Genomic DNA, 21386 nt, shown 5'->3' with positions numbered 1-21386 from the left:
CCATCGAACCCCGAGACGTCGCCTAACCAAACACCGGCCAACCAGGGTCGCAACCACCGACCCCATTCCAGCATGCCCCAGGGGGTCAGCTACCCAACTCACCTCACCGAACTCTTCGGATCAGGGACCGGGGGACGCCGGATCGCGTCGCTCCTCAGGGACCACGGGACGCTGGATCGCGTCGCTCCTCAGGGACCACGAACGCCGGATCGCCTCGCTCGTCAGGGAACGCGAAACCACGCGCTCGTCCGGTCAGGGGCCGGGCGTGGCGGTGGCGAACGACATCGACACCAGGACAAACTGGCGGACCCGCCCCGGGACGCGTGCACCGCAGGTCGACAGCAGCGGATCGGACAGGTGCTCGGCCAGGGTCACCTGGACCGGCCCGTCAGATCCCTTCAGCCGCACGTGGATTCGGTGATCGGACCGGTCGACGCCAAGTGGGGCGAGTGCGTCGATCCGGTCCTCGCCGGTCTTCTCGCGGACGAAATGCTGTGCCGCCTGAACGGCGTGCGGCAGCGACGTACGGCCGCGCAACAGCGAATCGACCAGTCGCCCTTGGGTGTACCGGTGGATGAGATCGGCGGGATCGGCCACCGAATCGACGCGTCCATAGCAGAGTCCGTGCGGTAGGACCAGCATCGTCGCGGCGAACCGATCACCGCCGACGTGAGAACACTCCCACGTCCATTCGGGGTAGGCGTCGGCGATCGCCGACGTCGCTGCGCGGCCCCGGACCGCGCAGCATTGGTCGTGCTTGCCGTGTGCGCAGATCGCAACGACTGGCTCCGACGACGGCTCACCATCGGAACCGTCGAGGGCGAGGTCGAGATATCCCGACGGATCGTCCACCTCGCCGCGGTGCACGCTCTCTGCGCCCGGCTCCGCATGGACGACGAACCATCGCCAGCGCGGCGTCGCCGAGCGTCGCCCGGGTCGGCGGATCGCGACGATACGCATGCCGGTCGCCTCGACCCGACGCACGATGGCACGGCCCAGCTCGGGATCAAGGATCGACGGGGAGGTGAGGAACACCGACGGACCCCAGGGGCCGGCCACCTCGAGGAACAACCACGACGATCCGGCGGAGGCGGTGCCGAACATGGGGTCGTCGCGCTCCGCAGACTGATCGCTGCAGGGACGGCGATCGATCATCCTTGCCAACCCGTCATCGACGTCGACTGCTCCGCCTCCGAGGGACCGTCAGCATGCAGGGGTACGACGACGGCCTCCCGAAGGAGTCGACGCAGCACGACCGTTCCGTCGGCGGCATCAAGTCCCGGAAGCTGGTCCGCGCTGACGGCCGAGCCCGTCACGATCCGGCTGAGGGCCTCGCCGCAGAACGACGGGAAACCGACCGTCCGATCCGGCAGGCGCAACTCGACGCGTTCACCGGCGGGGACGACCTCGCCCACCAGTCCGCGGCGCCACCGGACAACCGTCTCGGCCGTCAGTGAGTCCGCGGCATCAACAGTCGCCAGCGGTCGGACCGCCTCGGGACGCGTACGGTCGGCATGCCGAGTCGCGAGTGCATCGGCCGCGCCGATCGCCCACGAACCCGCTCGGTTCTGCCATTCGTCGACAACCGTCGCCATCGCCGTACGCACCACCGCCGCGGTGTCGTCGCGGTCCGTGACGTCGATGCCGAGGGGCAGAGAGGCACGCAGGTCGTCGATGGACCCGGCCTCCTCGACGATCGCTGCCAGCACATCGCGCACGGTCACCGGCGAGACGCCGATCGTGAGGTGGACCGACGTCTCCCCCAGCGCTTGGGCCGAATGAATCCATCCGCGAGGCAGATACAGCGCGTCGCCCGGTTCGGGCACGACGTCGAGTACCGGCTCGTCGCGGGCACGTCGAGAGACGGCGGTTCGGTGATCGGTCCACGGTTGAGAGGACAACGGATCGCGGTGCACCGGCGCATGGATGGTCCACCGCTTGCGGCCTGCGGTCTGGAGAACGAACACGTCGTGCACGTCGTAATGCGGATCGAAGCCACGATTGGACGCTGGAGTGATGTAGGCGTTCGCCTGCACGGGGTGGCCGAGGTCGTCGACCATCCCCCGCACGAAGTCGATGACCGGTGGCCAGAGCCGGTGCAAGCCTTGGAGCACGATGGTCGCGCCGCCGCCGAACTCGGCCAATACCTTTGCCGAGTCGACCTGATCGGGCATCTCCGCACCGAATCCCTGCGGCCCGACGTAACTGTCGCGAGCGAGGAGTCCGCCGTCTCTGGCCATCCGGATGAACGGCGCCCGCACCCCGCGCTCGGCGAGCAGCTCGTCGACCATTCCGGCCGTGAGCAAGTCGTCGAAGTCGCGAGGCAGGGACGCCGAATTGCTGTGCAGCGGTTGCCGACCCCAATACTCCTTCGCGAAGGTATCCGGATCGACCGCGATACAGCGACTCAGCACCGGGCGGCCGTCATGCGGTGCCGTCTGCGCCTCCGTCGTGACCGCCGGGGTTGGAGCCACCATCGGCCGGTCCCTCACCGGCATCAGCGGTACCGTCGGCGCCACCGTCGTGCCCGCCGGGGTTGGAGCCACCATCGGCCGGTCCCTCACCGGCATCAGCGGTACCGTCGGCGCCACCGTCGTGCCCGCCGGGGTTCGAGCCTCCGTCGGCAACTCCTTCGCCGCCGGCGCCGGAGGTGGTGATGTCATCGTCATCGAGTGCCATCGGTGATCCTTTCTGCTCTCGAAGCCTCCGAGGATCGGCGACTCCTGTCTCCACTATGGGCAGCGGGGCGTCCGATGTCCCGACGTTTGGCCGGATCTCCACCGGGCGGTGCGATCGTTACGACCGCCACCGCTCACCCGTTTCGGATGATTCCCCGTCACCGGTCCCGGCAAACACGAGTCGCGCACCATTCCCGGCGTAGCGTTCTGTCGGTGAGAAAGTGGGGCGTCCTGCTCATCCTGTGTGCGGCGCAGTTCATCATGGTGCTCGACACGACGGTGATGAACGTGTCGGTCTCGGCGGTGGTGGTCGACCTCGACACCACCATCACTCAGGTACAACTCGCGATCACGCTGTACACCCTGGTCATGGGGTCATTCATGCTCTTCGGCGGCCGCCTCGGCGACATGTTCGGTCGTCGGCGGGTCTTCGCGATCGGACTGCTCGTGTACGGCGCAGGGTCCCTCATCACAGCATTCAGCCCGAACATCGGCACTCTGCTGTTCGGCTGGTCGTTCGTCGAAGGTGCCGGGGCCGTCCTGGTGATGCCGGCCATCATCTCGCTGACGGCCGCGAACTACGACGGCAAGGATCGCGCGACCGCGTACAGCGCACTCGGCGGCATCGCCGCGGCGGGCGCTGCCGCCGGACCGCTGATCGGCGGTTGGGTCACCGAGACCCTCACGTGGCGGGTCGTGTTCGCGGCAGAAACGGTTGTCTGCGTGCTCGTCATCGCGTGTATGCGGGTCATCGCCGACACCGGGCGATCCGACTCACGGCGGATGGATTGGGGCGGCACCTTCCTGTCCGCGGCAGGTCTCGGGCTGATCGTGCTCGCCCTGTTGAAGTCGGGGACGTGGGGCTTCGTCAAACCCTCCGGCGCTCTCGAGATCGGTGGCACGGAGATCACGCCGTTCGGCCTGTCGATCGTCCCGTTCATGATCGCGGTCGGCATCTTCGTCCTCATCGGGTTCGTCCACTGGGAGCGCCGCGTCATCGCGCACGGACATCCGCCGTTGATGCATCCCGATCTGCTGCGAAAACTCCAGCTGCGCAACGGCCTGGTCATGTTGATCGCGCAACAGACGATCATCGGCGGGATGTTCTTCGTGATCCCGATCTACCTGCAGTACGTGCTGCTCAAGAACGCCTTCGAAACCGGCCTCACCCTCGCCCCCATGTCCGTGGCGATGTTGATCGCAGCCTTCGCCAGTCCGAGATTCGCTGCGACACAGTCACCTCGACGAATGGTGACGATCGGTCTGCTGCTGGTGATCGTCGGGTCGTCGGTGCTGATCACCACGATCGACCCGGAGCTCGACGGGGTGATCTTCGGCATCGGGATGGCGGTGTTCGGTGCGGGATTCGGTCTCATCGCCTCGCAACTGGGCAACGTGGTGATGTCGTCGGTGGGCGGGCGTGACCGCGGGGAGGCCGGTGGGCTGCAGGGCACGGCGCAGAACATCGGCACGTCGGTGGGTGTCGCGGTGCTGGGTGCGCTGCTGATCGCCTCGCTGAGTTCCGGCTTCTCCGCCGCCAGTCAGGCGGATCCCGATGTCTCCGCGACCACCAAGACGCGGATCGCCGAGGCGTCGGCCGACGGGATCGAGATCCTCGGACGCGACCAGCTGGAGAAGGTGGCGCAGGACAACGACATCCCGGCAGATGAGGTGACGACCCTGGTCGACCACTATGTCGAAGCACAGTTGTTCGCCATCAAGATATCGATCCTGCTGGCCGTCTTCCTGGCCGCCGTCGGCCTGGTGATCGCCCGACGGCTCCCCCGAGTGCCCGCCGCCGAACTGTGACAGCCGAGTCCGGCGACGGCACGTGTCGTCAGGCGCCGAGGATCTTGGCCTTCTGAGCGGCGAACTCCTGCTCGGTCAGGATGCCCTGCTGGTAGAGCGCACCCAGCTCCTTGAGTTGTTCGATGGTGTCGGAAGCCGGGGCGGCCGCGGGTGCCGGCGCGGCGGGGGCGGCCTGCACGGGCTGCGCCGCGGGTTGGGAGTAGCGCTGCTGATTGTCGTAATCCTGTTGCGCCCAGCGGTTCGCCTGACGGCGGGCGACGCGGTTGCTGACCGACGTGGCGGTTCCGGCGATGACGGCGGTACGTGCTGCGGCTCGGATCAGTCCTGGCATGGGGATCTCCTCAGATATGGGCGGATGTGGCGTCGGTGGGTGGCGAGGTCAGGCCTCGACCTCGTCGAGTGCAGCGACGAACTCGTCGTAGGGAATGCGCCCGGTCGCGACGACCTGCGCTCCGTTGCCGCGCAGCGCGGCCGCGAACTGTGCGGCCCAGGCGTTCTCGTACACCAGCAGGGCGGCGGCCGAACCCGGCTCGAGGACCGAGGACGCCTCGGCGACGTCACTGTCGCCGATGAGATCGGCCGACGCACCGTCGAGGATCGCGAACTCGGCACCGAGCTCGTCGAGCGCCAGTTGGGCGACGGTACCGTCCTCGGATTTCATGATGAACGCGAAGTCGATGATGCGGATGATGCCGCGCTCGACCAGATCGATGAGGTGAGGGAGGGCTTCTCCGTTCGGCTGTTTGCTGCCGGACCATTCCACCACCACGTAATCGATGGGTCCGATCTCCTGAACGACTTCTTCGGCCATGGGATCTCCTCGCTGGGTCGCGATTGACAGTGACGGCCGATCGGATGGCACGGTGATCGACCTCCGCCTCGATGGTAGATCGCTGCGATGGAGGTGTGAGGCGACGACGCACATCTCATACCTATCGGGCGAGACATGGATACGCTGATCGGATGTCGAGCACCGGCGCGCCGGCCGCCACCGCCCGGGTCGTGAGCGCGGGAATCCTGGTGGCGCTGGCCGGGATCTGTTACTCGTCGTGGGTGCTGGAGTTCCTCTGGCCGAGTCCCCTCGACCCGCTGCGGAGCTTCCTCAGTGAGCTCGACGCCGCCCATCGCCCCCACCGCGAGGTGTATGTCGCCGGAGACATCACGACGTCGTGCGCCGCGATGCTGGCCGCAGTGGTCATGATGGTCCCCCGGCCACTCGTGCGTGGCTTCCCGGCGATCTGCGCCGTGGTCGCCTTCGCCGCCTTCGGCGCGTCGACCATCGCCGATGCGCTGCTGCCGATCGAGTGCATCCCCGGCGTCGACGCCGGGTGTCCCTCCGAGCCGAGCGGAATCCTGCCGCAACTGCATCACGTGCACGCACTCACCAGCACACTCGCCGTGTTCTCGATCTTCACCGTGATGATCGCGGCGATCGTCGCCGCGTTCCGGGACGGCATCTGGCCCCCGCTGCGGGTGTCCGGGACGATCGTCTTCGCGATCGTCGTCGTGGCGACGGTCTGGATGCTCGTGGCCGACAATTTGAGCGGCGACTACCGCCTGGGTCTGGCACAACGAATCCAGGTGGGTGGAATGACGGTGTGGCTGATCATCTGGGGATGGTCGATCATCGCGAGCCGCCGCCGCGACGATCGACCGTCCACAGGGTCGTGATCGGCGCTACCTGAGGTCGACGACGCCGGCGGCCGGTTCGTCGTCATACATCTGGACGATGTGGTCGGCGTACTTCGTCGCAATCGGCTTGCGCCGCAACTTCATCGTCGGCGTCAGCTCGTCGCCTCCCGGATCCCAGGCGTCGGGCACGATGGTGAATCGCTTGATCTGCTCGACCCGCGACAGAGTGCCGTTGCCCTGGCGGATCGCCGCGGTCACCTCGTCGATCACCTCACGACGACCCGCGACGGCCGCGACGTCGGCGTCGGGGATGTTGAGGTGCTTGGCCCGCGCGGCCGCCGCATCCGGATCGAGGACGACGAGCGCCGACACGTACGGTTTGGCGTCACCGATCGCGACGACCTGACCGATCAACGACGACGCGGCCTTCATCGCGTTCTCGATGTTGGTGGGCGACATGTTCTTGCCCGCCTCGTTGATGATCAGTTCCTTCTTGCGGTCGACGATGGTGACGTTGCCGTCGGCGTCGATGGAGGCGATGTCGCCGGTGGCGAGCCAGCCGTCGGCGTCGATCGTCTCGGCGGTCTTGTCGGGTTGCTTGCGGTATCCACGCATGACCACGGGTCCGCGGATGAGGAGCTCGCCGTCGTCGGCGAGCTTGGTCTCGACTCCGGCCACCGGCTTGCCGACGGTGCCGATCTTGAGGTTCTCCGCCGTGGTCATGGTGGAGACGCCCGTGGTCTCCGACATCCCCCACACCTCGAGCACCGGGATCCCGAGTCCCAGGAAGAACTGCAGGACCTCGGCCGGGATGGCCGCCGCGCCCGAACCGGCGAAGGTGATCTCGTCCATCCCGATCGCGGCACGGACCTTGTGCAGCACCAGTTTGTCGGCGAGGCCGTGCTGGACACCGCCCAGCAGGCCTTCGCTGCGGCCGTCGAGGTGTGCCTTCGCCGACGCCGCTCCGGCGCCCAGCGCCCAGGCGGCGAGATTCTTCTTGACCGGACTGGACTCCTCGGCCATCTTGGCCTCGATGCCGGCGCGGATCTTCTGCCAGACACGTGGGACGCCGAAGAAGAAGGTGGGACGCACCTCCGGCAGTGCGGCGGCGATCTCACGCGGATCGGGCACGGTGGTGACCTGGATACCGCGGACCATGTTCGCCCCGTGCGACGAGACGCGGTCGGCGATGTGCGCCGCCGGCAGGTAGGAGATCACCCGGTCGTCGAATCCGACCTCGACGTGCTGTTCGAGGGCGGCGAGCTGGGCGATCACATTGCGATGCGTGATCTCGACACCTTTCGGCGGACCGGTCGTGCCGGAGGTGTAGATGAGGGTGGCCAGATCCTCCGGTTGCACGGCACGCCAGGAGGCGTCCAGATCGAAACCGTCGGGCGCGGGTGTGGCCTCCAGTTCGGCCAGCGTCATCGCATCGCTGGCCGCACCGTCGACGACGACGGTGGTCGTCACCGCGGTGTTCGCCGCGCGGATCGCGGGCAGAAAGACCTGCTCGGTGATCACCACCGTGTTCTCGGCGTTGCCGAACAGGTACTCGATCTGCTCGGGCGAACTCGTGTTGTAGATCGAGAAGGGGATCGCCCCGAGGTGCAGTGCCGCGGTGTCGACGAGGTGGAACTCCGGTCGGTTCGTCAGCATGATGCCGACGGTGTCGCCATGGCCGACGCCCAGTGCGGCGAGACCGCCGGCGATCGCCTCGACCCGCGCAGCGTACTGCGCCCAGGTGATCTGTTGGATTCCGCCCACGGTGCGCAGGGCGACCGCGTCGGGACGGAGGGTCACCGTCTGCTGGAATGCCTCCGGGAGCGTGGCCACCGCGGCCCCGCTCTCATGTGGAAATGTGATGCGTTCTGTCTCCGCCATGACCGAAATCCTCGCTTTGCCCGACGTTGTGGTCGGCATCACAGTACCGACAGTTCGGGCGTACGGGCAGCAATCGGCGACATTGGTAATCCAACGGTAAAAATGTCACGTCAGAGCCGCATTTCGGCGGTCCGACGCCGTGGATCAGGTGGCCACCGGACGAAGCTCCCAGGCGCCGCCGCCGGTCAGCTCGAGCACCTCGGTGTGGTGCTGATCGGTGGTGCTGCGGTGACTGACCGACACCAGGATGATGTCGGGGAGTTCGGTGCGGATCAACGAGTACAGCGAGTACTCGAGTCCCTCGTCCACCGCCGACGTCGCTTCGTCCATGAACACGACCTCCGGCCGGGTCAGCAGGATGCGGGCGAACGCCACTCGCTGCTGCTCGCCCGGCGAGAGCACCTTCGACCAGTCCTCCTCGTCGGCGAGCCGGCCCGTCAGATGCGGCAGGAACACCTGTTCCAACGCGGCACGGATGGCGTCGTCGCCGACGTCGTCGGGCAACGCGGGATAGGCGACCGCGGTGCGCAGATCGCCCAGCGGGATGTAGGGGATCTGGGAGAGGAACAGGGTGCGATCGCCCGCCGGTCGGGTGAACTCCCCGTCGACGAACGGCCACAACCCGGCGAGCCCGCGCAGCAGAGTGGTCTTGCCGGACCCGGAGCGGCCCTTGACGACGAGGGCGTCGCCGGGATCCAGGGACAGATTGAGGTCGCTCACCAGGTCGTCCCCGGTCGGGGTCGAGATGTCGACGTCGGTCAGGCGGACCGCGCGGTCGCGGTCGGCGGTGGCGATCGACGGCAGCACACGCGATTTCTTGTCGGCATCCTCGAGACCGTCGAGACGGATGATCGATGCGCGCAGGTCGGCGAAATCGTCGTAGGAGTTCCGGAAGAACGACAGGGCGTCGTGCACGTTGCCGAAGGCATCGGCGGTCTGGGTCATGTCACCGAGGCTGATGCGGCCCTCGAAGAATCGTGGCGCTTGGACGAGATAGGGAAACACCACCGAGAGCTGGGTGATGCTGAAGTTCCAGCCGACGAACTTCAGGTTGCGGTAGATGATCTGCCAGTAATTCGCGATGACAGCGCCGAAGCGGGTCATCAGATTGTCGTGTTCGACACGCTCACCGCGGTAGAACGCGACGTTCTCGGCACCATCGCGTACCCGGACGAGGGCGTATCGGAAATTGGCGGTGAGACGTTCGCGCCAGAAGTTCAGCCGGATCAACGGATGACCGATCCAGAATGCGATCGCGGTGGCGATGAGTACGTACATGAACACCAGCCACACCATCATCCGCGGGATCTCGACGCCGCCGATGGTCATGGGGCCGGAGAGGTTCCAGAGGATCTGCGTGAACGACACGATGGTCACGAGAGCCGGGATCACGCCGTTCGTGGACGAGCCACCGGAACTGAACAGCAGCAACCGGCTCGATTGGGCGACGTTCGTGATGTCGGCCTCGATGCGCTGGTCCGGGTTGTCGATACCCGGCTGGATGCCGGAGTCCTTGCTGTCGTCGCCGAGGTCGACGAAGCGGTTGCGATAGAACGCACTCCCCTTCATCCAATCCGCCGTCGCGTGGGACGTCAGCCACTGACGCCACCTGATCTCGAACGCGGCGCCGATGTACAGCTCGATCAGGGTGCGCACCACATGCACGGTCGCGATGATCGCGAAGACCCACATCGAGTGCCAGAACCCCGTCTTGCCGGCATCGATCAGCTGCTGGGCCTGGGAGCCCTGTCCGGTGAGGCCCGAGCCCACGTTCTGCAGCGACGTGTAGAGGTCATTGCCCCAATAGGAGAACAGAATGGTCATCCGCACGCCGAAGATGCAGAACACCAGCAGGGCCAGAAGGTAGGCCCACGCGACGACGCGAGTGGAGGGTCCCCAGAAGAAGTCGCCGTTGACCCGCCAGAACTGTTGCCCCCAGCGGGTGAACCGGGCGATGAGGAATCCCACCACCACGAGTGCGACGAGCGATATCGCACTGGCGATCACGATCCACCTCAGAGATGTCCAGATCTCGGTGGACCAATCGATGCTGTATTCCATCAACCCCCCTCGGCATCCGCCGGCTGCGGTCGGACAGATCGCCGCAGTCTAACCCGCGCGGTGTCATCTCACCGGACGACCCGCGATCGGATTCAACCCAGGGGTCGCAACACGACTCCGGCGGCAAGGGCCGACTCGGACACGGTCTCCTGGAAGGCATTCCCGACACGGACGACATATCCCCCATGTCCGGCCTCGACGTCGCGAGCGCTGAAGGGGAGTTCGCAGCGACCGGATTCGGCGGTCCGGCGCTGCCCGAGCGTGGTCGTCGCGAGCTCGGTGCCACGCTCATCGGCGATCTGCACGGGTGTTCCCGGTCCGATCTGCATCTGCTGCACCGGGACCGACGGGCACACGAGGACACCTCGGGCGGTGAAGAAGGAGGCGTTGATCGATCCGACCAGAAGCGCGACGACCGCGATCGCGGCGAACGCCAGACCGGCGAGAGAACTGATCACCATGATCGGTGAACGGGTGCTGCGCTGCCAGGTCCGTTGCTGCAACATCGGCCCGGACTGCAGCCAATACTGCGGCTGCACCGGCGGCTGTCCGGGGTGAGGCGCAGGCTGATTCGGGATCGGATCGGTCCGGGGCGGCTGGGCCGAGGTCATGGAGAACAGTCTGCCATCGGGGGGTCTCGATACGACGCCTCGCCTGGCGGCTCGGTGTCTACTCGACCGACGAGAATAGACCGACACCGGCGAGTGCGCGACCGGCGATACAGGACCGACCGGTGTCTACTCGACCGACGAAGAACGACCGGCGGAGGAGCACCGCCGACGAGGGACCGCTGGTGGCTGCGCGCCTCAGTTCTTCGGCGGGAAGTACTTGATGAGAGCCTCCTGCACGACCGAGGTGGCCAGGGTGCCGTCGCGCATCCAGAACCTTCCTGAACCCATCCCGCGCGAGCCGGACGCCACCGGTGAGCGGGTGGCGTAGAGCATCCAGTCGTCGAACCGGAACTCGCGGTGGAACCACATGGAGTGATTGACGGTGGCGGCGAAGAGTCGATCGATGCCCCACGACAATCCGTGCGTGGTGATGATCGAGTCGAGCACGGTCGTGTCCGACGCGTAACACATCGCGGCGACGTGCAGGATCGGGTCGTCGGGCATCGGGCCGTCGGTCTTCATCCACACCCGGTTGTCCTTGAGCTTCTCCCCCGCGTCACGCACCTTCCACGTGGGGTCGTTGGCGAAGCGGATGTCGATGGGGTGCATCGCGTTCACGAACGTCGCGATGCGGTCCTCGTATCCCTTGAAGTGCTCGCCCAGCGGGGGCAACTCCTCCGGGTACGGCACCTGTGGGATCTCGACCGCGTGCTCGAGTCCGGCGGCGTTGTCCTGGAACGCGACGAGCATCGTGAAGATCTCTTCGCCGCCCTGCATCGCGGTGACCTGACGGTTGGCGAACGCCTTCCCGTCACGGAACCGTGCGACGCGATACTCCATCGGCTTGCTGACGTCGCCACCTCGGATGAAGTGGGCGTGCAACGCATGCACCGGCGGTGTGCCACGTGTCAGGGTGCGGGACGCCGAGATGACCCCCTGGGCGAGCAGTTGACCGCCGAAGGTGCGGGCGGTCTTCTGCTCTGGGTGCTGCCCGAGGAAGAGGTCGTCGTCGCGCTGCTCGACATCGAGGAGTTCGAGGAGTTTGCCGAGATCCGCGGATTGTTCGGTCATGAGAGCACACCCTATGCCCTCGGGCGCGGGGGTCTCGATACGACTCCTCGCTGCGCTCGTCGTCTACTCGACCGGCGAAAGAAGAAGACTTCTCGACTCGCGGAGCGACGGGACTCCTCCCGCGCCCCTTCGTCACGCCTCAGGGATCGATTGCTTCGGTCAGTGGTCCTGTTCGCCGATGCGGTGGACGTGAATCATGTTGGTGGAGCCCACGGTTCCGGGCGGGGCGCCGGCCACGATGACCACCACGTCACCCTCGTCGAGTCGACCGATCTTCAGCAACTGCTGATCGACCTGGTCGATCATGTGGTCGGTGGTGTCGACATGATCGACGATGAACGTCTCGGTGCCCCAACTCAGCGCGAGCTGGCTACGGACCTCCTGGGTCGGTGTGAACGCCAGCAACGGCAGCCGCGAATGCAGGCGCGCCAGCCGCCGCACGGTGTCGCCGGACTGGGTGAACGCGACGAGGGCTTTGACCTCGAGCCGCTCACCGATGTCGCGGGCGGCGTAGGAGATGATGCCGCGCTTGGTCCGCGGCACATGCGACAGCGGAGGCACATCACGCGGACCGCCCTCGACCGCACGCGCGATCTTGTCCATCGTCAGCACCGCGTCGATCGGCCACTTGCCCACCGACGTCTCACCCGAGAGCATCACCGCGTCGGCACCGTCGAGCACGGCGTTGGCCACGTCGGAGGCCTCCGCCCGCGTCGGACGCGAATTCTCGATCATCGAATCGAGCATCTGCGTCGCCACGATCACCGGCTTGGCATTCTCCCGCGCCATCTGGATGGCACGCTTCTGCACCAGTGGCACCTGTTCGAGCGGCAACTCCACACCGAGGTCGCCGCGCGCGACCATGATCGCGTCGAACGCCAACACGATCGCCTCGAGATTCTCGATCGCCTCCGGCTTCTCCAGCTTCGCGATCACCGGGATGCGCCGGCCGACGCGATCCATCACCTCGTGGACGATCTCGATGTCGGCCGGACTGCGCACGAACGACAACGCGATCATGTCCACGCCCAGCTTGAGCGCGAACTCCAGGTCCGCGATGTCCTTCTCCGACATCGCCGGCACCGACACGTTCATCCCCGGCAGCGACAACCCCTTGTTGTTGCTGACCGGACCGCCCTCGGTCACCCGGCACACCACGTCGTTGCCGTCGATGCCGGTCGCGGTCAATCCGACCTTGCCGTCGTCGACGAGCAACCGGTCGCCGACCGAGGCATCCTCGGCCAGCTGCTTGTAGGTGGTCGACACCCGATCGTGGGTTCCCTCGACATCGTCGACGGTGATGCGGACCTCGTCGCCGGTGGCCCACATGACCTCACCGTTGAGCGCACCGTCGTCGCGGAACTTGCCCAGACGGATCTTGGGTCCCTGCAGATCGGCGAGAATGCCCACGGCCTTCCCCGAGGCGTCGCCGGCCTTGCGCACTCGCTCGTAGACGGACTTGTGGTCCGAGTGCGAGCCGTGGCTGAAGTTGAGCCTCGCAACATCCATCCCCGCCTCGACGAGCTCTTTGAGACGCTCGTCGCTGCTGGTGGCCGGACCGAGGGTGCAGACAATCTTTGTACGCCGTGTCACTGTGTTCACCTTAGTCGGGTTGGGTCGCCATCTCTATCTCGGTGGCGAGTGGTCACCTGCCGGCCACATGGTGTTAGAGCAGGTCAGAGGACGGTCCCCCACCGTCGCGAACAGAATGAAACCGACGATCCCGCGCGCGTTGCGTCCGTTGTCGGCGCGGTCACCGCACCGACAGCGGCAACGCGGCCGGCCGCACCGGCGACGGCAGGTCCGATTCACCCATCAGGAACTCGTCGACGGCTCGCGCCGTCGACCGGCCCTCGGCGATAGCCCACACGACCAGCGACGCCCCCCGATGGGCGTCACCACACACGAAGACGCCGGGCGCGTCGGTCTGCCAGTCGCTGCCGCACGACAGCGCACCCCGTCCGTTCGGCTCGATCCCGAGATCGTCGAGCAGCGGTCCGCGACTCACCCCGGAGAAGCCGATCGCGAACAGTGCCATGTCGCAAGGGATCTCGAACTCATCGCTGATCGGTGTGACGACGCGGCGACCGTCGGACTCACGTCGCACCTCGACCTCGGCGAGCACCAGGGTGGTGACGTTGCCGTCGGTGTCGCCGACGAATCGCTGCACCGCGACCTGATACTTGCGTTCGCCGCCCTCGGCGTGCGCCGACGATGTCCGCATGACCAGCGGCCAGGTCGGCCACGGTGACCGGCTGTCGTCGCGGTCGCTCGGGAGCTCGGGGTTGTAGTCGAGTTGCACGACCGATGCCGCGCCCTGCCGGTGCGCGGTACCGAGGCAGTCGGCTCCGGTGTCGCCGCCGCCGATGATGACCACATGCTTGCCGGCCGCGGTGATCGGCGACGGCCCGTCGCCCTCACACTCGCGGTTGGCCGGCACGAGGTGTTCCATCGCCAGGTGCACCCCGCGCAGGTCTCGGCCGGGAACGGGGTTGTCGCGGGCCTCCATCGCGCCGATCGCCAGTACGACGGCCTCGTGCCGGGACCGCAGCTCGGCGACCGACAGATCGGTGCCGACGTCGCAGCCGGTCACGAACTCGGTCCCCTCGGCCCGCATCTGCGCGATCCGCCGGTCGATGTCGGATTTGGGCAGCTTGTACTCGGGGATGCCGTATCGCAGCAGTCCACCGATGCGGTCGTCGCGCTCGTAGACGGTGACGTCGTGACCGGCCCGGGTGAGCTGCTGTGCCGCGGCGAGACCCGCCGGTCCGGATCCGACGACGGCGACGGACTTGCCCGACCGTGCCGCGGGCGGTTCCGGACCGATGATGCCCTCGGCCCACGACTCGCTGGCGATGGTCTTCTCGATCCGTTTGATGGTGACGCTGCCGCCGGTCGTCGGCTCGCTGATCGACAGCACACACGCCGACTCGCAGGGCGCGGGGCAGACGAGTCCGGTGAACTCGGGGAAGTTGTTGGTGGCGTGCAGGCGTGCGCTCGCCGCGTCCCACCGTCCGCGCCGGACGAGGTCGTTCCACTCGGGGATCAGGTTGCCCAGCGGACATCCGGCGGTGCCGGAGTGGCAGAACGGGATGCCGCAGTCCATGCAGCGCCTCGCCTGTTCGGACACCTCGCCCAGTTCGCGCAAGGGGTTGTCCGGGTGAGCGTAGACATCGTGCCAGTCCTGCACCCGCTCGGCGACCGGCCGGTACTGCGCCTCTTTCTTGGGGATCTCCATGAACCCGCGTGGATCAGCCACGTGCCGCCTCCATGATCGCTGAATCGACGTCGCGCCCTTCGGCTTCGGCCATGCGGGCGGCATCGAGAACTCGTTTGTAATCGGTCGGCATGACCTTGGTGAAGGCCAGGCAACGCCGCGGCCAGTCGGCGAGCATCGATGCGCCGACGGCCGAGCCGGTCAGCTCGGTGTGGGTGGCGATGGTGTCACGCAGGAACCGCAGGTCGTCGGGGTCCGGACGCAGCAACTCGACCATCGCCATGTTGACCTTCGCCGGATCGAGATCGTAGACGTAGGCGATCCCGCCGGACATGCCGGCCGCCAGGTTGCGCCCGGTCGGCCCGAGGATCACCACTCGCCCACCCGTCATGTACTCACACGCGTGGTCGCCCACGCCCTCGACGACAGCGGTGGCACCGGAGTTCCGGACCGAGAAACGTTCGCCCACTCGACCTCTCAGGTAGACCTGGCCCGACGTCGCGCCGTACAGGATGGTGTTGCCGGCGATCACCTGATCCTCGGCGATGAACCAGGCGTCGGGATTCGGGGCGACGACGATCTTGCCCCCGCACAATCCCTTCCCGACGTAGTCATTGGTGTCGCCCGACAGCCGGATGGTCACGCCCGGCGGCAGGAACGCCCCGAGCGACTGGCCGGCCGAGCCGGTCAGCTTCACCACGATGGAGTCCTCGGCCAGACCATCCGCGCCGTACCGTCGGGTGACCTCCGAGCCGAGGAGCGTGCCGACGGTCCGGTTGACGTTGCGCACCGGGAGTTCCAGCGTCACCGGGTGCGCGTCCTCGAGTGCGCCCTCGGCCAGCTGGATCATGGTCTGGTCGAGCGCCCGGTCGAGCCCGTGGTCCTGTCCCCGCATCCGCCGGGTGGGACCCTTGTCCTCGTACCTTCGGAAGATCGGCGACAGGTCCAGACCGCGACTCTTCCAGTGGGCGACCGCCTCGTCGGTGTGCAGCCGTTGCGACTGTCCGATCGCCTCGTCGAGCGTGCGATAACCCAGCTGCGCCAGATACTTTCGTACATCCTCGGCGATGAACCGGAAGAAGTTGACGATGTGTTCGGCCTGCCCGGTGAACCGGGCACGCAACTGCGGGTTCTGGGTCGCGACCCCGACGGGGCACGTGTCGAGGTGACAGACCCGCATCATTATGCAGCCGGACACGATGAGCGGGGCCGTGGAGAACCCGTACTCCTCGGCACCGAGCAGCGCCGCCATGATGACATCGCGTCCCGTGCGCAGGGCACCGTCGCACTGCACCGTGATCCGGTCGCGAAGACCGTTGAGCATCAACGTCTGCTGGGCGTCGGCGAGCCCGATCTCCCAGGGGGTGCCGGCGTGCTTGAGAGAGGTCAGCGGAGAGGCCCCGGTACCGCCGTCGTGGCCGGAGATCAGGACGACGTCGGCGTGCGCCTTGGACACGCCCGTGGCGACAGTTCCCACACCGACCGCACTGACCAGCTTCACGTGGATGCGGGCCTGCGAGTTGGTGTTCTTCAGGTCGTGGATCAGCTGGGCCAGATCCTCGATCGAGTAGATGTCGTGGTGCGGTGGCGGCGAGATCAACGCCACGCCCGGCGTCGAATGACGCGTCTTGGCGATCCACGGGTACACCTTGTAGGCCGGGAGCTGCCCTCCCTCACCGGGTTTCGCACCCTGCGCCATCTTGATCTGGATGTCTGTTGCGTTGATCAGGTAGTCGCTGGTGACGCCGAAGCGTCCCGACGCGACCTGCTTCACCGCACTGCGTCGCTCGGGGTCGTAGAGCCGATCGACGTCCTCGCCGCCCTCCCCCGAGTTCGACCGACCGCCGATCCGGTTCATCGCGATCGCGATGGTCTCGTGCGCCTCGGCCGAGATCGACCCGTAGCTCATCGCACCGGTGTTGAATCTCGTCATGATCGACTCGATCGGCTCGACCTCGTCGAGCGGGATGGGGTCGCGGCCGAGATCGAAATCGAAGAGGCCCCGCAGCGTCCCGCCCTCGCGAGACAGCTTGTCGACCTCGTCGGAGTACTTCTGGAAGACCTCGGCCTGACCGGTCTTCGTCGCGTGCTGCAACAGGAAGATGGTCTCCGGGGTGAACAGGTGCAGTTCACCCTCCCGGCGGTACTGGTACTCGCCGCCGACATCGAGACGGCGGTACACCTGCTCGGTCGGGTTCTCCGGGAACGCGCGATGATGGCGCATCCGGACCTCTTCGGCGAGCTCGTCGAGACCGACCCCCTCGATCCGGGACACCGTCCTGGTGAAGTACTCCTTGACGACCGCCGACGACAGGCCGACGGCCTCGAAGGCCTGCGACGCGGTGTAGGAGCTGATGGTGGAGATGCCCATCTTGCTCATCACCTTGAGGACGCCCTTGCCCAGCGCCTCGAGGTAGTTGCGGATCGCCTTCGACGGGGGCACGCCGGTCAGCTCGCCCTCGGCGATGAGGTCCTCGATCGTCTCGAGCGCCAGATACGGGTTGACCGCGGCGGCGCCGAACCCGATCAGCAGCGCGATGTGGTGCACCTCCCGGGCGTCGCCGGATTCGACGACGAGCGCGACCTTGGTGCGCTCCTTGGTACGGACCAGGTGATGGTGCACCGCCGAGATCGCCAACAGCGACGGTATCGGCGCATGCTCACGGTCGGTGCGCCGGTCGGAGATGACCAGGGTGGTGTGGCCCTCGGCAATGGCCTGGCTCGCGCGCATCCGCAGGTCCGCGAGAGCCGCCTCGAGGCCGGGACCGCCCTCGGCCACCTCGTAGAGCCCGTGCAGCACCTTCGCCGACAACCCCGGGTTGTCGCCGTCGTCGTTGATGTGGACGAGTTTCGCCAGATCGTCGTTGTCGATGACCGGCCAGTGCAGCAGGATCTGTCGGCACGACGCTGCCGTCGGGTCGAGCAGATTCTGCTCGGGTCCCATCACACGTGCCATCGACGTCACGATCTCCTCGCGGATCGCATCCAGCGGCGGGTTGGTGACCTGGGCGAACAGCTCGACGAAGTAGTCGTAGAGCAACCGGGACCGCTGGGACAGCACCGCGACCGGGGTGTCGGTGCCCATCGAGCCGAGCGGCTCGTACCCGGACGCCGCCATCGGCGTCAGCAGCACGCGCAGGTCTTCCTCGGTGTAGCCGAAGGACACCTGGCGTCGCACCACCGTGTCGTGATTGGGCTTGTAGACGGGCCGGTTGGGCAGGGTCGCGATGTCGAGCAGGCCGGCGTGCAGCCATTCGTCGTACGGCTCGGCGTGGATCAGGTCGCCCTTGATCTCCTCGTCGGGGATGATCCGTCCCTGCTTGGTGTCGACGAGGAACATCCGACCGGGCTCGAGACGCCCTTTGGAGATGACGTCGTCCACGGGGACGTCGAGGACGCCGGCCTCCGAGGCGAGGATGACCCGGCCGTCGCGGGTCTGCCACCACCGGCCCGGACGCAGGCCGTTGCGGTCGAGCACGGCCCCGACCACGGTGCCGTCGGTGAAGGTGACGCACGCCGGGCCGTCCCACGCCTCCATCAGGGACGCGTTGAACTGCAGAAAGGCGCGCCGGCGAGGATCCATGTCGCCGACGTTCTCCCACGCCTCGGGAACCATCAGCATGACCGCGTGCGGCACGCTGCGACCGCCGAGGTGCAGCATCTCGAGCACTTCGTCGAGCGACGCCGAGTCCGACGACTCGGGCGTGCAGATCGGGAATGCGCGGCTGAGGTCGCCGGGGATGAGATCCGTGGCCAACAGGGCCTCACGTGCACGCATGCGATTGCGGTTGCCACGGACCGTGTTGATCTCGCCGTTGTGCGCGACGAATCGGAACGGGTGCGCAAGCGGCCACGATGGGAAGGTGTTGGTGGAGAAGCGGGAGTGGACGATGGCGATCGCGCTGTGGCAGCGGTCGTCGCGCAGGTCGTCGTAGTAGAGCGGCAGCTGCATCGTCGTGAGCATGCCCTTGTAGACGATGGTGCGGCTCGACAGCGACGGGAAGTACAGCCCGGTGCCCGCCTCCTCGATCTCCGGTGTCACGCGTTCGGCCTGCTTGCGGAACGGGAATATGTGGCGGTCGAGGGCGAGTCCGCCGATACGCTGCGCACCGGCGGCCGGATCGACCGTGACGAAGAGTTGCATCATGAACGGCATGCAGCCGGCGGCGGTCTCGCCGATGTCGGCGCGGGCGGCGTCGACGGGCAGTTCGCGCCAGCCGAGGATCGTGATGCCCTCGGCGTCGGCGAGGGCGCTCACGCGTTCGATCGCACGCTCACGCAGAGTGGGGTCGACGGGCAGGAAGCAGGTCCCGGCCGCGTAGGTGTTGTCGCCCTCGGGAGTCGGTGCGGGTAAGTCGAAATCGACGACTGCACGCAGCAACTCGTCGGGCAGCTGGATGAGAATGCCCGCGCCGTCGCCGCTGTTGACCTCGGCGCCCGCCGCCCCTCGATGCTCGAGATTCTCGAGCGCCAACAAGCCGTCGGCGACGATCGAATGCGATCGGCGACCGTGGACGTCGGCGACCATGGCGACGCCGCATGAGTCGACCTCGGCTTCGGGATCGTAGAGACCCTGCTTGGCCGGGAGCGCAGAAAACAACATCTCGAACCTCCACTCGACTCGTGACGAATCGCAATGCTCGATGTCCTCAGGGACAACGCTGGCCCGTGGAGCAATGACGATGCAGGGTCGGATGGGCTGATCCCGTGCACCGCGAAACCTCATCGTATCCGACCGAATCCGCCGGTGCGCTCTCGTCGGATGTGATCGATGTCGGATCGTGGTGTGATCCGGGCGACCTGTGCGGTCGGGCGCTACTTGTTGTCGGCGGGATCGGTGTCGGCGGCAGGGTCGGTGTCGTCGGCAGGGTCGGTGTCAGCGGCAGGGTCGGTGATGTTCGGGGTGTCGTCGGTGTCGGCTGTGTCCGCGGTGTCCTCGGCCGGGTTCGGGGCGTCCTCAGCCGTATCCGGGGTGTCCTCGGCGTCGTCGGCCGCGTCCGGGGAATCCTCGGCTGCGTCCGGGGTGTCCTCGGCTGTGTCCTCGGTGTCCTCGGTGTCCGCGGTGTCCTCGGCCACGCCCGGGGCGTCGTCAGCGAGTGCGTCGTCAGCGAGTGCTGGTTCGGTGACCGGCTGGTCATCCGACTCGAGGACCCAGGAATCGCCCGAGGCGTCCGAGGCCACCGGTTCGCCGTCGTCGGTGCGCGGGGTGTGCCGTGCGATCGCCGCAGCGAGCGCGGCCTGAGCAGCGCTACCGGTGTCGGGCGCGTCGACGTCGGCGCTGTGCGCCGGCGGTACGGATGCCGCCCCGGCCGTCGGAACGGGTTCGGAGGAGGGTGCCGCCGGCGGGACCGGAGGGGTGTCGAGTGTGGCGACGCGGGCGGCATCACCACGGTCGGTGTCAGCGTCGGCATCGAACCGGTCGTCGACGTAGCCGAGCTCGCCGAGTTCTTCGAGTTCCTCGGCGCGACCCGGGTGATAGATCGACAGCCCTTGTTCCCGCCCCTTCGGTGCGAGCACGAAATAGGCAGCGGCGCAGGCAAACACGACCACTGCGGTGAAGACGTTGATCCGCGTGCCGAAGATGTGGGTGGCGGGGTCGGAGCGCATGAGCTCGACACCGAACCGGCCGACGCAGTAGCCGGCGACGTAGAGCGCGAAGAGTCGTCCGTGCCCGATGCGGAACCGTCGATCGGCGACGACGAGCAGGATCACGACGAGAACGTTCCACAGGAGTTCGTACAGGAATGTCGGGTGCACGATCGCGACGACATTGCCGTTCGACGTACCGGTGATCAGGCCGGGATCGGCGAAACCGTCGGAGTCGACGCGCTCATAGATCTTCAGCCCCCACGGAACGGTGGTCTCCCGTCCGTAGAGCTCCTGATTGAAGTAGTTGCCGAGTCGGCCGATCGCCTGGGCCAGCAGGATCGGCGGGGCGAGCGCGTCGCCGAACGGCGGCAGTTTGATGCCATGTCGCCGGGCACCGATCCATGCACCCAACGCACCGAACAACACCGCACCCCAGATACCGAGACCGCCGTCCCAGATCTTCAGAGCGTCGATCGGATCCTTCGGTCCGTCGCCGAAGTAGGTGCGCCAGTCGGTGGCGAGGTGATACAGCCGGCCGCCGACGAGACCGAACGGGACCGCCCAGATCGCGACGTCGAGGACCTCACCCTCTTGTCCCCCACGAGCCTTCCAGCGGCGGTTGCCCCACCAGACGGCGACGATGATTCCGGCGATTATGCACAGCGCATACGCCCGCAGCGGGAGCGGGCCGAGGTACCACACTCCGGCCGGTGGACTGGGGATGTAGGCCAGGATCGTCGAACCCGCTTGAGGCGTCGGCACCGTCACGCCTGCCACCCTAACCGACCCGCGCGGGCGTTCCGCCCACCGCCGGGTGGCTACTCGATCGCGAGCGTG

15 protein-coding genes are annotated in these 21386 nt (G+C 67.0%); 2 read left to right on the top strand and 13 right to left on the bottom strand.

Features of this window, described 5'->3' with window-relative positions:
• Positions 1–252 precede the first annotated feature (252 nt).
• The 3 genes from EEB19_RS20925 to EEB19_RS20915 are packed head-to-tail and all read right to left on the bottom strand — an operon-like array spanning position 253 to position 2679.
• Positions 253–1155, bottom strand: coding sequence for a sucrase ferredoxin (locus EEB19_RS20925; protein WP_187589282.1), 903 nt, complete (start codon positions 1153–1155; stop codon positions 253–255).
• The gene (locus EEB19_RS20920) at positions 1152–2414 is read right to left on the bottom strand and encodes a cupin domain-containing protein (RefSeq protein ID WP_187589293.1); all 1263 of its coding nucleotides are present in this window, start codon (positions 2412–2414) and stop codon (positions 1152–1154) included. Before EEB19_RS20920 ends, EEB19_RS20925 begins: the two co-directional genes overlap by 4 nt.
• Before the next feature lie 10 nt (positions 2415–2424).
• Positions 2425–2679: a BatC protein gene (locus EEB19_RS20915; protein WP_187589281.1), complete on the bottom strand. Its 255-nt coding sequence runs from the start codon at positions 2677–2679 to the stop codon at positions 2425–2427.
• Positions 2680–2891: 212 nt separating this feature from the next.
• Here EEB19_RS20915 and EEB19_RS20910 point away from each other — a divergent pair, with 212 nt between their 5' ends.
• Positions 2892–4487, top strand: coding sequence for an MFS transporter (locus EEB19_RS20910; RefSeq protein ID WP_262365824.1), 1596 nt, complete (start codon positions 2892–2894; stop codon positions 4485–4487).
• 28 nt (positions 4488–4515) lie between these two features.
• On the opposite strand, the gene EEB19_RS20905 is transcribed toward EEB19_RS20910, so the two are convergent.
• Both EEB19_RS20905 and EEB19_RS20900 read right to left on the bottom strand, forming a co-directional pair.
• Entirely contained in the window at positions 4516–4818 is a 303-nt protein-coding gene (locus EEB19_RS20905; protein ID WP_187589279.1) for an SHOCT domain-containing protein, read from the bottom strand.
• 48 nt (positions 4819–4866) lie between these two features.
• Positions 4867–5298 carry a DUF6325 family protein gene (locus EEB19_RS20900; protein WP_187589278.1) on the bottom strand — a complete coding sequence of 144 codons (432 nt, stop codon included), beginning with the start codon at positions 5296–5298 and terminating at the stop codon, positions 4867–4869.
• A gap of 152 nt (positions 5299–5450) precedes the next feature.
• On the opposite strand from EEB19_RS20900, the gene EEB19_RS20895 reads away from it, so the two are divergent.
• Positions 5451–6158 (top strand): DUF998 domain-containing protein, encoded by a 708-nt coding sequence (locus EEB19_RS20895; RefSeq protein ID WP_187589277.1) that lies wholly within the window; start codon positions 5451–5453, stop codon positions 6156–6158.
• 6 nt (positions 6159–6164) lie between these two features.
• On the opposite strand, the gene EEB19_RS20890 is transcribed toward EEB19_RS20895, so the two are convergent.
• The 8 genes from EEB19_RS20890 to lgt all read right to left on the bottom strand — a co-directional run bounded on the left by EEB19_RS20890 (position 6165) and on the right by lgt (position 21317).
• Complete coding sequence (locus EEB19_RS20890) at positions 6165–8000, bottom strand: long-chain fatty acid--CoA ligase (protein WP_187589276.1); 1836 nt, start codon at positions 7998–8000, stop codon at positions 6165–6167.
• Between the two features lie 144 nt (positions 8001–8144).
• Complete coding sequence (locus EEB19_RS20885) at positions 8145–10061, bottom strand: ABC transporter ATP-binding protein/permease (RefSeq protein WP_187589275.1); 1917 nt, start codon at positions 10059–10061, stop codon at positions 8145–8147.
• Positions 10062–10153: 92 nt separating this feature from the next.
• On the bottom strand, positions 10154–10672 hold the full coding sequence (locus tag EEB19_RS20880; protein WP_187589274.1) for a hypothetical protein: 519 nt from the start codon (positions 10670–10672) through the stop codon (positions 10154–10156).
• Between the two features lie 195 nt (positions 10673–10867).
• On the bottom strand, positions 10868–11743 hold the full coding sequence (locus EEB19_RS20875; protein WP_187589273.1) for an acyl-CoA thioesterase II: 876 nt from the start codon (positions 11741–11743) through the stop codon (positions 10868–10870).
• A 159-nt stretch (positions 11744–11902) separates the two neighbouring features.
• Complete coding sequence (gene pyk / locus EEB19_RS20870) at positions 11903–13336, bottom strand: pyruvate kinase (protein WP_187589272.1); 1434 nt, start codon at positions 13334–13336, stop codon at positions 11903–11905.
• A 160-nt stretch (positions 13337–13496) separates the two neighbouring features.
• Complete coding sequence (locus EEB19_RS20865; RefSeq protein ID WP_187589271.1) at positions 13497–15002, bottom strand: glutamate synthase subunit beta; 1506 nt, start codon at positions 15000–15002, stop codon at positions 13497–13499.
• Positions 14995–19563: a glutamate synthase large subunit gene (gene gltB / locus EEB19_RS20860; RefSeq protein ID WP_187589270.1), complete on the bottom strand. Its 4569-nt coding sequence runs from the start codon at positions 19561–19563 to the stop codon at positions 14995–14997. Before gltB ends, EEB19_RS20865 begins: the two co-directional genes overlap by 8 nt.
• A gap of 212 nt (positions 19564–19775) precedes the next feature.
• Positions 19776–21317 (bottom strand): prolipoprotein diacylglyceryl transferase, encoded by a 1542-nt coding sequence (gene lgt / locus EEB19_RS20855; RefSeq protein WP_262365823.1) that lies wholly within the window; start codon positions 21315–21317, stop codon positions 19776–19778.
• Between the last annotated feature and the right edge of the window lie 69 nt (positions 21318–21386).

This window comes from Gordonia sp. OPL2 (assembly GCF_003797825.1).
Taxonomy (GTDB): Bacteria; Actinomycetota; Actinomycetes; order Mycobacteriales; family Mycobacteriaceae; genus Gordonia.
Note: the sequence above shows the minus strand (reverse complement) of the source record. Positions and strands in the feature narration are given on the sequence as shown.